Below are 14511 nucleotides of genomic sequence, written 5' to 3' on the forward strand. Positions count from 1 at the left end.
TCCATGTTACAGTTCTTGCAATGCTTCCGTTGGTGTGATCGCAGAAGCCAATTTACTTGGGTACCATCCACAAAGGAAGGCGATCATTCCTACAAAACCACAAGATAATAAAGCTCCAATCAAATATTCTTCGTTGGTAAAATTAAATACGCCTAGTAGCGGAAACTGTATCGCAAATATCCCTCCCAGTAAGATAGAAAGAACACAAAGCGCCCCTACTTCTATCAATATCTGCTTGCTGATATCTCCCCGACTTGCCCCTAACGCTCTCCTTAACCCAATCTCACTTGTACGTAAACTGATGTTATACCACAATATACCATAGAGCCCCAAGGCAATATTAATCACCAGAAAAAGACATACTACTGACATTAGCACCAAAGGCAAAATAATACTTTGGTTAGCACCATCCATCAGATCATCCCAATACTGTATATTAAAACTAAGGTCTGGACACCTTTTTTCTAGTTCCTGTACGAGTTGAGCTTCTAGGATTCTAGGATCATTTTTGGTTTTGATAAAGAGGTACCCTTGTCTATATACTTCTTTATTATGAGGCCAGAAACACACATCCCCTGCCTCTTCAAACTCATGCTGTTTTTTATAGCCTTCAATAACTCCTACAATACGCATACGTACGGTTCCATCCGTATTCAACAGTTCCTTTTTATCATTCAGAAAAGGTTTAATTTTCTCGTATAGGATATCATTGACAATTCTGGCTTTTTTGTCATTATCAAAATCACTCGCATTAAAATTTCGTCCAGAAATAAACTTAACTTCCATCAACTGGATCACTGTTGGGTTAAGGATTTGTCGGATATATTGCACTCTTTGTCCATTTTCTAACTCGAATGATTCAGAGTTATAAGAAGAGCCGAAAGGAAAAGAGTCATCCATATCACTGAAACTTTCTACCTCGGAAAGAGATGAAAGATAGTGATCAATACTCTCGTAGTTTTTTTGGATTTCCTGATGGTAATTTTCTATTCCTGCCAACTTGGAGCCATCTACATTAAGCACCATAATATTATCTACTGTATACCCTCTTTCTCTTTGATAGTTTTCTATTTGATCATACAGTAACGTAAACAGTAAAAACAGCATAAAGAAAGAAAATGCTAACTGTAACAGCATCATGGTATTTTTACCTTTCTTAGCCCATATCAACTTAAAGCTATGTTTTATCATTGTTTGTCAGAGTTTAGGGAAGCGATAATTTCAAAACGAGCCATCTTAAGAGCCGGATAGGTCCCGGAAAGTACACTAAATAGTAAAGTGATTAATAGCCCGTATAGGAAAAGATTAAGGTTCATTTCAAGGTATTCATTGACACTCAGCAATTGATAGTAGTTGATCATTAAAATACCTAAGGCAGCCAATACAAACCCTATCATCCCCCCAAGCAAAGAGATAACCGTATTTTCCATCAACAATTGCTTTACCAATGACCAGGTAGAGGCTCCAAAAGCCTTTCGAATACCAATCTCTCCTGAGCGTTCCATCATTCGAGTGATATTGATATTGACCAAGTTAAAAGCAGGTAATGCCATAAATAGTAGAACAACGCCTATAATAATACTGTAAAAAGCCGTAGAGGATTGTATTCTGAAAAGGTTATTCAAAGGCACCTCTATATTCGTTAAGCACGTACCCGAAATACTTTCTTCCTTATTCTCTTTTGTAAGCGGTAAGGATGCAATCATCTGATGCACTTCTGCTCTACCTTCTTCCAATTTGGCCTTATCCTCAAAATAGAGTAATAGCGTATAACCCCCGAGATGTGGACTCATATTCCCACCCCAAGAAGGGAGTTTCGTCAGGGGAGAATATACATCTGCAAAAGAGTTAGACCGAAGACTATTCCCTTTTTTCACTACTCCACATACTGTAAAGTTTTGAGATTTGATCTTCACTTGCTTCCCCAAAGGATCTTCCGTTCCAAAAAGGATCGTCGCCAAGGCATCCGTAATCACAACGACCTTACTTTCCTGAATTACTTCTTCTGCTGTAAACAATCTCCCTTTAAGCAACTCAGGCTCAAATATTTCAAAGAAACTGGCATTTACTTCTTTTCGTTGGATCGTTTCTGTATGATGACCTGAATACAATTTTTCTTGCCCTATAAAGATATTCATCAGGGCCATTTTATCGGGTGTTTTCAACTTACTGAAATAGCGTTCATAAGCCTGGTAAGATATCCTAGAGGAGGAACGTCCATCCCCTTCTCTCGTGACTCTCAACTGTTCCAAAATTAGGACATGGTCCATCTTTTTCTCCATACCATAATTCCCATAGGTAGTATCCAATAATGAACCAACCACTAAAAGAACGGTTATCGTTAAGCTGATACCAAACAGCGTGATAAATGTGAAAAAAGGTTTCGCTTTTAAGGAGTGTAAAGCGAGTTTAATATAAGTGATCATGGTTTTAATAGTCTAGTTTTGGGGCTTGTACCGATACTTGTTTTCCATCGAAAATACGAACAATACGATCCGTCATTTTTGCCTGTTGCTCGTCGTGTGTTACCATCACGATCGTCGTTCCTTCTTTGTTGAGGTTCATCAACAAGTGCATTACCTCTTCGCCCATCACAGAATCCAGGTTCCCCGTAGGCTCATCCGCAAATAAGATAGAGGGCTGCCCGACTATTGCTCTGGCAATAGCCACACGTTGACGCTGTCCCCCTGAGAGCTGAGAAGGAAGGTGACTCATACGATGGGATAACTCTACTTTTTCAAGGGCTTCCTCTACCCTATACTTTGCTTCTTTACTCCCGATTTTACGGTACATCAATGGCAATGCCACATTCTCTTTGACATTAAGATCATTGATCAAATGGAAACTCTGGAATACAAAGCCCAGATGTTGATTTCTAAATTTAGCCAGCTCCTTATCAGCGTATTGTGTAGGATCTATCCCATTAATCATAATACGTCCTTCCGTTGGACGATCTAATAACCCCATCATGCTCAACAAGGTACTTTTTCCACAACCGGAAGGTCCCATGATAGAAATAAATTCTCCTTTGTTTACTTCAAGGGATACATCATTCAAGGCCCAGGTTTCTATAGTTTTGGTCTTGAATACTTTCGATAGGTTTTGAACTTTAATCATGTTATTTGCTATTTAAAATTGGTTTCAATGTCTATTTCTTTCTCAAAATCATATAACGTCAAGGTCATCAGCTGATAATACCCTGTCCAGTATCCCTCAAGGGCTAGGATATACGCATTGTGTGTATTATCCTTTTCTGTCGTATTCCAAATCAACTCCCGCAAGGAGAGTGCCCCCAAGCGAAAGCGCTGCAAGGTGATCTCATATTTTTTCAAGGCAATCGCCCGTGCCTGAGCAGCTCGTTCTACCTGTAAGGCTGCTATTTCCAATCCTTCTACCAGGTTCAGGACATTTCGTTGAAAATCCACTTGATCTTTTTGCTGTTCCGCCTGAATCTTTTGTACCTGTGCCTGGGCCGAGCGAATGGCATTTTTCCCTTTTCCCCAATCCAACATCGGGACAGTAAACGTAAACCCAACCGTTTGTGCAGGAACAGCATTGCTATAACTATCGGCTAAGCTTCCTGCCTGATTGTTAAATCCTATGGATACATCCACATCCGCTTGAAAACGATTTTGTCCTTTCGCCCTTGCTGTATTTCTTTTTGCTTCCAATAGCTTCCGATGGTAGGCGACAAAATCCTTTCGATTTTGTTTCGCCTTTTGCCATGCAAAAGTCCTATCAATCGACTTTTTAAAAAGTGTAGTGGGTAAGGACAATACCCAACCTTCTTCTTCAAGATCTAAGCGAAGAAAATCACGCAGTGCCCTCAACGCTTTCTGATTATTGAACCGTGCCTGTGCCAATTGACTTTTAGCATTAATCACATTCAATTCTACTTGTAATAAATCATTTTGGCTCGCTCTTCCCAGTTCCAACTTTTGACGGGTGATGTCCAGTATCTTTTGACTATCCTCGAAGTTACTTTTAGCCATAGCAGCACGCTCTTGCGTTTTGAGCACCTCAAAATATCGATCAGTCGTTTGTACTGCTAACCATGCCATATCTTCTGTATACTGCTTTTGTGCTTCCTCCCAATAAAGCGGCTGTAATTGACGCTCCCATTTTTGAGGGTTAAATTTCAGTATAGGTTGACTGTAGCCTATGAAAAATGGTTGTGTACTGTATTGCTGCTGATCCACCAAAAAGTTATCAAAGCGGTACAACTGACTACCCACATACAACTTCCCTCCCGTCAACGGAATAGCTTGATTCACATTTAATCGTAAAGAGGCATTATTTTGCTCAATAGACTGATAGGTTATGCCTCCATCAGGTTGCGTAATAGGATTGACCTGTTTACTATAACTTAAAGGACTTCCTTCCAAATTAACTTGTGGCAATAAATTGGCACGGAATACCTTATAGTTCCATTTTGCTATGGCAACATCTGCCTGGTAGGATGCTGTTTCGAAAGCCTCTTGTTGTGCCTGCTCAATCGCCATTGACAAGGACATTTTTTGTTGTCCGACAACCTCCTGTAGTCCTAATAACATGAACGAAAAAAATAGTATCTTTTGCATGTTTAGAGCTTGTTTGGAATACTGATTTAGATAGAGAAAATTTCTATAACCTGTTCAAATCGAGTCAGATTTGAAGATAATAATGGTTCTATTTGATGACGTACGTAGTAGAATATGAGTTGATTTGAATAGTGATTAGAGGAATTTTCTTTCTGAATCAGTATTCCAAACAAGCTCTTAGTCTTCCAGGTTAATGATAGGAGAATTGATAAAACGACTGGTATTGGAGACAATAATGGTATCGCCTTCCTGTAATCCAGAGATAATTTCTACCCAATCCACATTGCGATAGCCTGTGCGAACGGTTACTCGCTCAGCCTTATTACCTTCCAACAGGAATACCTCTTCTACTTTTTTACTCTGAAACGCTCCCTTATTAGGGATTCTGAGTGTATTAGTGTGTTGCTCCTTTTTCAAGGCGATATCCACCACCATATCCGGACGAAGTGTTTGTAATACCTCTTGTTCTGCCTGAATACTTAGATAAATACTCACCATTCCCTTATTAGAGGAAGGCGCCACACTACTGACTACTCCCTCAAAAGTATGTTGGGTAGACTCAATACGGGCTTTCATCCCAATCGCTACCTGATTACTAAACTCCTCTGCCACTTGCCCGCGAATCCGGTAGTTGTCCAAGTTCGCAATTCGAGCCAATACCTCCCCTGCCTGTACAGCACTGCCTACTTTATCGTGAATGAAAGTGATCACGCCTTTCATTGTTGCTCTCATCTCCGCCTTTTCAAGTTTTCTCTTTTGGGCTTCGATATGCTCTTGCGCTATATTGAGATTAAGAGACAAACGCTTTAACTCCTCTTGTATAGAAAGCTTCTTATAGGCTAATTCATTTTGAATCTTCTGATTCCTCAACCTTGCCTTTTCCAAAGCGGTTCTTGCTTTTTGCAAGGCCTCCTCTGTCGTTCCTCCGATTGCCAAAAGCTTTTCCTCACTGCTTACGGCCGCCTTCAAGTTTTGAATATCCAGTGCCGTAACGGAAGCCTCATTTTCAAGATCAAACAACTCTTTTTCCAATCGAAGTTTTTCTTTTCGCAGTGCACTTCTTTTCAATTCAGCTTCATCTTCCATCTGTCTCAGCTTTCCTTCCTCTACCGTCCGATCTACCGATAGAAGCGCTGTGGTTACTGCTACCTGATCTCCCATCGCATGATACACCGACTCCAAAATCGTACTGAAAGGGGCTGTTAAGGCAATCTGATGAACAGGCTCTATTCTCCCCTGGGCTGATATTTCCAAGGAGACCTCTCCCCTTTCCACCACCCCAATCAAAATATCTTTGCGGGAAATCGTCTTTGTCAGCATCTCATTGATCCCATACAACAAAACTGAAATCACAAACAGTCCCCCAAATACTTTCAGGTAGGTCTTACGCTTAGCTTTCGCTTGTTCTTGTTTTGATATTACTCTATCCATTGGTTTAGTCTTTCCATTTTCCAAACCCTATAGAAAACAGCATTCCCAAAAAATCAAATCACTGAATAACAAGTGATTAAACCCCACATCAAACAATATTAAAACCCATTAAATTGCTCCATACCATCACAAAGTGTTCCGTTATGAAACACTCTAACTAAGCGTAAAAAAAACAACCCAATCCTATTATTCCCCAAAAAGATACTACCTTTGCGCCATGAAATTGACCACTATCCTCTTATCCATGATATGCCTATGGCTATCCATTGGTCCTGCCTGCATGGGAATAAGCCTATGTCAGGAGGTAAAGGATACGTGTATCGATACTCTTCCCCATGAGGAAGAAGAGGACACTATTCCTCATTGCATGGAAGGAACCTGTTCTGCGTTCTCTTCTTGCGGCAGCTGTTGTGTTGGCTTTATCTTGCCATCCTTTCAGCTAGCCCTTTCATTTTTTGAGGCCTCTTTATCTTTAGAGAACTTCCACTATTTATCCAGCACCTCTTTGGGCTACCTCTCTGGGGTATTCAAGCCCCCTAATCAAAGTAAGCTACTGTCATTTACAGGGTGATTTATTGTTCATATTGTTTAGTTGAGCTTCGCTCGTTCATGCTGTTTAGTTGAACTGTTGGTTCGTGAGCCCTTGCCTTAGCACGGTCTGTAGGACAAGGACCTACAATTACACCACTGGTCGTAAGCTCCAGCTTACGACCCAAAAGCAATTTGGAGGCTCCAGCCTCCAGTTAGTCACCATCACCCTACCATAAATTATTTCAGTAAACCTTATTATTTCTGATTAGATCAAATGAAAAAATATCTATTAAGTGCCCTATTGCTATGCTGGGGACCACTATTGTTTGCGCAACACACTTTTCAAGCCATTGTGCAAGACCATGATACCAATACTCCTCTGGCAGGGACAACAGCCTATATCAAATCCCTAAACATAGGAGGCGTAAGTGATGAAAACGGTACTATTTCCATCACTGACATCCCGGAAGGGAGTTATAAAGTAATCCTCCGCTTTGTAGGCTATGAGGAGTTGGTCGTTAAGATCGATTTACCTTTTCCAAAAGAAATGAACGTTCCTACTTATCATTTGGAACATGAACATGAGCACGAACATATGGACGAGATCGTGATCTCTTCCACCAGAAGTAGTCGTACCATAGAAGACATTCCTACACGAGTTGAATTTATTGCTGGAGAAGAACTCGCCGAAAAGGGAAATATGAAGCCGGGGGATATCCGTATGCTCCTTAATGAAAGTACTGGTATACGCACACAACAGACCTCTGCCACCAGCTATAACTCCAGCATTCGTATCCAAGGGTTGGACGGGAAGTATACCCAATTGCTACGCGATGGTCTTCCATTGTATTCCGGATACTCAGGTGGGTTGAGTTTAATGCAAATTGCTCCATTAGACCTACAACAAGTAGAAGTGATCAAAGGAGCTTCCTCCACTTTATATGGGGGTGGAGCGATTGCCGGATTGGTTAACCTGATTACCAGGGTACCTGAAGAAGAACGTACCTTGAACTTTATGTTGAATGGTACCTCGGCACTAGGATTAGATGCTAGTGGTTTCTATGCCGAAAAGTTTGGCAAGGTAGGCGTAACGGTCTTCTCATCCTATAACCTTGGAAGCCCTTACGATCCTTCTGATACAGGACTTACAGCTATTCCAAAGTTTGACCGATTTACGTTAAATCCTCGTTTATTCTTCTACTTAAACGATCAAACCAGCATCAATGCCGGTGTCAATATTGTTTCGGAAGATCGACTGGGAGGGAATCTGGAATATGTCAAAGGAAATGAGGTCACTGACCCTTATTTTGAACAGAACCTAACGGATAGAGTCTCTACGCAGTTCCAATTAACCCATACCACTGAACAAGGAAAGCTTCTGGTGAAGAACAGCTTGAACTTCTTTGATCGTCGCATTGCTATTCCTGACTTCACTTTTGCTGGGGAACAGACTTCCTCTTTCAGTGAAGTGAGTTACCTACACTCCTCCTCTTCATCGGAGTGGATCTTGGGAGCCAACCTTTGGACGGATCAGTTTAGGCAAACACTAGGGGCAGACAGTCAACCCCTCAATTTTGACCAACATACTTTGGGTGCTTTTGTACAAAATACCTGGAATATGGCTCCTCAATGGACCTTGGAAACAGGCTTCCGATTGGATTATCAAAACGAATACGGCTTATTTCCTTTGCCTAGGATATCTATGTTATTCGAGCCAACAGAGGCGCTGACCCTTCGCGTAGGAGGTGGCTTAGGATACAAAATACCAACGGTCTTTTCCGAAGATGCCGAGCGATTACACTTCCGTAATATCCTGCCTATCGATCCTACCCAAATGGAAGCTGAGCGATCTGCAGGATCGAATTTGGATATCAATTATAAGGTAAGCATTACGGATGAGTTGACCTTATCCACCAATGCGTTATTCTTCTATACCCAAATCAACAATCCATTGCTATTGCAAGCTGCAGGTAATAACTATGAGTTTCAGCAACCTGAAGGATATGTAGACACCAAGGGAATGGAAATGAATATGAAGTGGAGTTACCATCATTTCAAGTTGTTTGTAGGCTATACTTTTGCCGATGTTCATCAGCATTATGAAGGAAACAAAACAGAAATGCCTTTGGTCGCCAAGCATCGCTTGAATAACGTATTGATGTATGAAAAACATGGAGACTTTTGGGTAGGATTAGAAGCCTATTACTATAGCCCACAAGAATTAAATGACGGAACAATAGGACAGTCTTATTGGATACTAGGATTAATGACTGAAAAGAAACTAGGCAAACACTTCTCGGTGTTCCTAAACTTTGAAAACTTCCTGGATACCCGTCAAACGGCCTTTGATACGATTTATACGGGTTCCTTAAGCGATCCACAGTTTAGGGACATTTACGCTCCCGTGGATGGCTTTGTGATCAATGGAGGGCTGAAGTGGGCACTGTGACTGTTCATATTGTTTAGTTGAGCTTCGCTCGTTCATGATGTTTAGTTGTTTTTTTATCTACAAATAAAATACTCAACTAAACACCATCAACGAGCGAAGCTCAATTAAACATTTTGAACATATCCCTTTATTTTATAATCCGCAATGCACCTCGCTTCATAGCCGGCACCCATTCGGCATTTGAGGTAGTGTTATTCATGAAGTGATGCTTCAAATGAAAAAATAGTAAGGTTATCTAGAAGATATTCTTGCGATTTAAAATTCTTTAAAAACCATCAAAAACAAAATAATACAACTATTTAATAGAATTAATCAAAAACATTGTATATTTGATTCATGAAAACACCTCTTATCCTTTTGTCCATAATCTGTCTATGGCTCTCTATTTCTCCTGCTTTCGCAAGAGAAAGCCTATGTCATAAGGCAAAGGATACGTTTGCCCATTCCACTTCCCATGAGGAGGAGGAAACATCAATCCCCCATTGCATGGAAGGTGTTTGTTCTCCATTTTTTTCTTGCTGCACTTGCTGTGTTGGTTTTATTACACCTTCCTTTCAGTGGGTGCCTTTATTTTTTAAATCTCCCTCGTCTTTGGAGAATTTTCACTATTTATTCAGCTTCTCTTGGGGCTACTTCTCCCACATATTCAGGCCTCCTATTCAGAATAATCTTCTATAATTTACAGGGTGATCTATTGTTTATATTGTTTAGTTGAGCTTTGCTCGTTCATGGTGTTTAGTTGAACTGTTGGTTCGTGAACCCTTGCCTTAGCACGGTCTGTAGGATAAGGGTCTACAATTACTAACCCCTAAACCACTGGTCGTAAGCTCCAGCTTACGACCCAAAAGCAATTTGGAGGCTCCTGCCTCCAGTTAGTCACCATCACCCTCCCATAAACTATTTCAGTAGACTTTTTTTTCTGATTATATACTATGAAAAAACATCTATTAAGTGCCCTATTGCTATGCTGGGCACCACTATTGTTTGCGCAACACACTTTTCAAGCCACCATACAAGATCACGATGCCAATACTCCTTTGATAGGTGCTACGGCCTATATCAAATCCCTGAACAAGGGAGCTGTGAGTGATGAAAATGGCCAGCTCTCTATTGCTAACATTCCAGAAGGAAACTATAAAATAGTCCTACGATTTATAGGCTATGAAGAATTGGTTGTGAAGGTTCAGTTCCCTTCTCCAGAAGGAATAGAACCTCCTGTTTATCATCTGGAGCATGAACACGAGCACGAACATATGGAAGAAATCGTGATCTCTTCCACAAGAAGTAGCCGTACCATAGAGGACATCCCCACACGGGTTGAGTTTATTGCGGGAGAAGAGCTCACCGAAAAAGAGAACATGAAGCCAGGGGATATCCGTACGCTCCTCAATGAAAGTACCGGTATACAGGCCCAACAAACCTCTGCCACTAGCTATAACTCCAGTATCCGTATCCAAGGGTTGGATGGAAAGTATACTCAATTGCTACGGGACGGTCTTCCGCTATATGCTGGGTATTCAGGAGGCTTAAGCTTAATGCAAGTTGCTCCCCTAGACTTAAAACAAGTGGAAGTAATCAAGGGCGCTTCCTCTACCTTGTATGGAGGTGGAGCCATTGCCGGACTGGTCAATCTAATTACCAAAATACCTGAAGAGGAACGTACCTTAAACTTTATGTTGAATGGGACTTCTGCTTTGGGGTTAGATGCTAGTGGGTTCTACGCAGAAAAGTTTGGAAAAATAGGAGTCACCCTATTTTCTTCCTATAATATTGGAAGCCCTTACGACCCCTCTGATACAGGACTTACGGCTATTCCAAAATTCAATCGATTCACCTTAAATCCTCGTTTGTTCTTTTATTTAAACGAGCAAACCACTGTGAATGCTGGAGTCAATATTGTTGCTGAAGATCGATTGGGAGGTAATCTGGAATATATCAAAGGGAATGAAGTAACTGACCCTTATTTTGAACAGAACCTAACGGATAGAATGTCAACGCAGTTCCAGTTAACCCATAACATGGAACATGGAAAGCTTTTGATCAAGAACAGCTTTAATTTCTTCGAGCGTCGTATTAATATTCCTGACTTCTCTTTTGGAGGACAACAAACTTCCTCTTTTAGTGAATTAAGCTATCTACATTTGTCCTCTTCTTCAGAATGGGTCTTGGGGGCCAACCTTTGGACGGATCAGTTTGAACAAACACTGGGAAGCGATGGTGACCCTTTGGATTTTGAGCAACATACCTTGAGTACTTTTATACAAAATACTTGGAATGTCGCTCCCAAATGGACCGTGGAAACAGGCTTCCGATTGGATTATCAAAACGAATATGGTGTATTTCCCTTGCCTAGGATGTCCCTATTATTCGAACCTACAGAAGCAGTAACCCTTCGCGTAGGAGGTGGCTTAGGATACAAAATACCAACGGTCTTTTCCGAAGATGCCGAGCGATTACACTTCCGTAATATCCTGCCTATCGATCCCACCCAAATGGAAGCTGAGCGATCTGCAGGATCAAATTTGGATATCAATTATAAGGTAAGCATTACAGATGAGTTGACCCTGTCCACCAATGCTTTATTCTTCTATACACAAATCAACAATCCATTACTGCTGCGATCTGTAGGCAATGCCTATACGTTTCAACAACCCCAAGGGTATATAGACACCCAGGGAATGGAAATGAACATGAAGTGGAGCTACCATCATTTCAAGTTGTTTATGGGGTATACTTTTGCCGATGTACATCAACACTATGAGGGGACGACAACCACCATGCCTTTGGTTGCCAAACACCGATTGAACAACGTTTTGATGTATGAACGACATGGAAATTTTTGGGTAGGACTAGAAGGGTATTACTATAGTCCTCAGGAACTGAGTGACGGAACCATAGGACAGTCGTATTGGATTGTGGGACTGATGACTGAAAAGAAAATAGGCGAACACTTCTCTGTATTCCTAAACTTTGAAAACTTCCTGGATACCCGTCAAACGGCCTTTGATACGATTTATACGGGTTCCTTGAGCGATCCACAGTTTAGGGACATTTACGCTCCTGTAGATGGTTTTGTGATGAATGGAGGGCTGAAGTGGGCACTGTAACTGTTCATATTGTTTAGTTGAGCTTCGCTCGTTCATGATGTTTAGTTGTTGAACCGTTGAATCCGTTACACGGCGTCTCGAATTTCACCTTTGGTGAGTTGATTCGAGTTAAATCGTTTATTGAGGTTAATAAAAAAATCAACTCAATAGGTAGCTCATTAGGTTTGAATAATTAACCGACACAGTAGTTATCTCCACCCTCGCCTAGGGTTAATTAAGGTTGAATAAATAATCGACACACTTCTTACGTGAAGAGATGGGATAAATCCCACCCCTATGTGATGTCACCCCTTCGGGGTTATTTATCAAAACCCCGAAGGGGTGACATCACATAGGGGCGGATTTTAATCCGTCACTATACGGAACATGACGGTTGTTTTTTCAACCTTAATAAGCTAGCTCAGCGATTCAACAACTAAACAATATGAACGAGCGAAGCTCAATTAAACATTTTAAACATACCCCGTCCTTCAAGGCTATCTTCTTCCAAATGCTACAGGCATTACTTTACTTGAACGAACAACTGTCCCATTAACCATACCAGGAATCCATGGTTTTACCTTGCTCATTACCCTTCTGATCTCCTGCTCCAGCCTAGGGTCTGTTGCATTAACCATTTTTAGATTGTCAAGGCTTCCATCCTCTGCCACTTCAAAAGAAATGTATACTTTTCCTCGAAAATTTTCCATTCCCTCAGGGCATCTCAATCGGCGGGATATCGTTTCATAAAAATCTGTAATCCCTCTCTTTGGATGAGCTTCTACTTCTACCAGTTCAACGCCTTCGCTATCCAAATAAACACGCGTATAATCTACAGTACTCTCTGTATTCCTTTGGATATCAGAAGTCCTACGGATACCGTATGCACGTACGGCAACATCAGCCTCTGATATCATCTTTTTATTACTTTGTCCCAAAATGAAAGCGACGCTCAAGTGATGTTCCTGCGAAGTGTCCAATGATTCACAATTTACCCAACTCCCCTTTAGACTTTCCAGTACTCTTTTTAACTCTTCTTCAATCCCTCCCTTTAAACTCTTTAAAAAGACTATTTGATCAACGCCTTGTGTGCAAGATAATTTAAAGGACACCTGCGCAAGCCCTTCTACACCATACCTTCTCGCTGTAGCAGGGTACTTAATGGATTGTGCTATGGTCTTATAAAAACGATTCTTTCCTCCAAGGTAATGCTTGTCCAACAAGGTGTCCAAACTATTATTAACCACCTGTTCTGCGATAGGGTAATCCAAGGAGATCCTATGGTTTACGGCATTTATCGTCATTGGGAAAACTTTCGTTCGCAATGCGCCTCGTTCCATGGCCGGCACCCAGTTCGGCATTTGAGAAATGATTCGTATCAACTCATTTTTAAGAAAGCCTTCATAATCATAAGTATCCACCTGCTTAATCGCTTCCAATGCTTGAATCCTTCCCATGTAATCTACTTGCACCTCTACCGAGGTACTATAAACCTTATCCTTGAGACACTTTTGTCCTTTTAGATTAACCCGTTCCTGAAAGAATGTATTCAATGCTTCTATCCCTCCCGTGTAGGAGGGCAGACTTACTCTTCCCTTATTTTCGCTATTTATTTGTGAAAAAAATGGTAACATAGGATATGTATCCTTTTCTACGGCATAGCTATGCTCCCAAGCTTCCATCTTTTGAAAGCGACTTTCTTCCTGATCAGGATGTATCACCATAGAGGCTCTCATAAAAGGGTTTAAGTCATTCTTTTTTCCCCAATCATCGACTACCACTTTTGTCTTTCGGACTTCTTGATTTACGGTATCTATCAGAAAATATTTCCAACGCCCTACCCGTACTCTATCCTTATACTTTGCGTGTAGTTCATATAACTGCTGATCTGTTCCCACAAATTGTGTAACCCAATCTCCAGTTCCATTTTCTAAAGTCGACTCTCCTTCCTCCGTACTTGCATTCAAAGCAATGACAAATACATCTTCAAAATAGATTTCTTCTTTTATCTGCCCATTAGGGTGATAGTAAAGCCATCTACCTGAACGCTTATTATCGACATAGTTTCCCTCTTTCCACAGCTTTCCTTCTTCAGAAAAGAAGCGGAAAAGCCCCTCTTTTTTTCCTTCGACATAGCTTCCTTCCATCAGTAGCTGTCCTTTTGCCGAATAGTCTCTAACTTTTCCCTGAAAACCGAAGGCCAAAGTATCAATAATACCGCTTCGGAAATACACGGCATGTTCCCTATCGGTTAACAGCCAATTTTCGTCGTAAAAAGCAGCTATATTTTTCTGTGAAAATGAGGGAAGGGTGTGAAAAAATAGAAATAGTATAATGGCTATTTTTCTCCAATTGATCATGATAAAAAGTTTGATAGTTATTAAAAACAAGCAATATAAACATTACGAATAATAACGCAATACGATAACTTCAT

At 40.9% G+C, this 14511-nt stretch carries 9 protein-coding genes; 3 read left to right on the forward strand and 6 right to left on the reverse strand.

The window, feature by feature from the left end; genetic code table 11:
* Positions 1–6 precede the first annotated feature (6 nt).
* From ABD985_RS20000 to ABD985_RS20020, 5 genes are all read right to left on the reverse strand, one after another.
* Entirely contained in the window at positions 7–1191 is a 1185-nt protein-coding gene (locus ABD985_RS20000) for an ABC transporter permease (RefSeq protein ID WP_345374900.1), read from the reverse strand.
* Complete coding sequence (locus tag ABD985_RS20005) at positions 1188–2426, reverse strand: ABC transporter permease (protein ID WP_345374902.1); 1239 nt, start codon at positions 2424–2426, stop codon at positions 1188–1190. Before ABD985_RS20005 ends, ABD985_RS20000 begins: the two co-directional genes overlap by 4 nt.
* Before the next feature lie 4 nt (positions 2427–2430).
* Entirely contained in the window at positions 2431–3117 is a 687-nt protein-coding gene (locus ABD985_RS20010; protein WP_345374904.1) for an ABC transporter ATP-binding protein, read from the reverse strand.
* An 8-nt stretch (positions 3118–3125) separates the two neighbouring features.
* Positions 3126–4580, reverse strand: coding sequence for a TolC family protein (locus ABD985_RS20015; protein ID WP_345374905.1), 1455 nt, complete (start codon positions 4578–4580; stop codon positions 3126–3128).
* Between the two features lie 177 nt (positions 4581–4757).
* The gene (locus tag ABD985_RS20020) at positions 4758–6011 is read right to left on the reverse strand and encodes an efflux RND transporter periplasmic adaptor subunit (RefSeq protein WP_345374907.1); all 1254 of its coding nucleotides are present in this window, start codon (positions 6009–6011) and stop codon (positions 4758–4760) included.
* 217 nt (positions 6012–6228) lie between these two features.
* Between ABD985_RS20020 and ABD985_RS20025 the strand changes: the two genes are divergently transcribed.
* The 3 genes from ABD985_RS20025 (at position 6229) to ABD985_RS20035 (ending at position 12098) form a co-directional block, all read left to right on the forward strand.
* Positions 6229–6582, forward strand: a complete 354-nt coding sequence (locus ABD985_RS20025; protein WP_345374909.1) for a hypothetical protein — start codon at positions 6229–6231, stop codon at positions 6580–6582.
* A gap of 234 nt (positions 6583–6816) precedes the next feature.
* Positions 6817–8991, forward strand: coding sequence for a TonB-dependent receptor (locus ABD985_RS20030; RefSeq protein ID WP_345374910.1), 2175 nt, complete (start codon positions 6817–6819; stop codon positions 8989–8991).
* A 932-nt stretch (positions 8992–9923) separates the two neighbouring features.
* A complete protein-coding gene (locus ABD985_RS20035) occupies positions 9924–12098 on the forward strand; it encodes a TonB-dependent receptor (protein WP_345374912.1) in 2175 nt (724 codons plus the stop codon).
* A gap of 476 nt (positions 12099–12574) precedes the next feature.
* Here the strand turns inward: ABD985_RS20035 and ABD985_RS20040 are convergent, their stop codons facing one another.
* Complete coding sequence (locus tag ABD985_RS20040) at positions 12575–14437, reverse strand: hypothetical protein (RefSeq protein WP_345374914.1); 1863 nt, start codon at positions 14435–14437, stop codon at positions 12575–12577.
* Positions 14438–14511 lie beyond the last annotated feature (74 nt).

It is taken from the genome of Algivirga pacifica (assembly GCF_039543525.1).
GTDB lineage: Bacteria > Bacteroidota > Bacteroidia > Cytophagales > Flammeovirgaceae > Algivirga > Algivirga pacifica.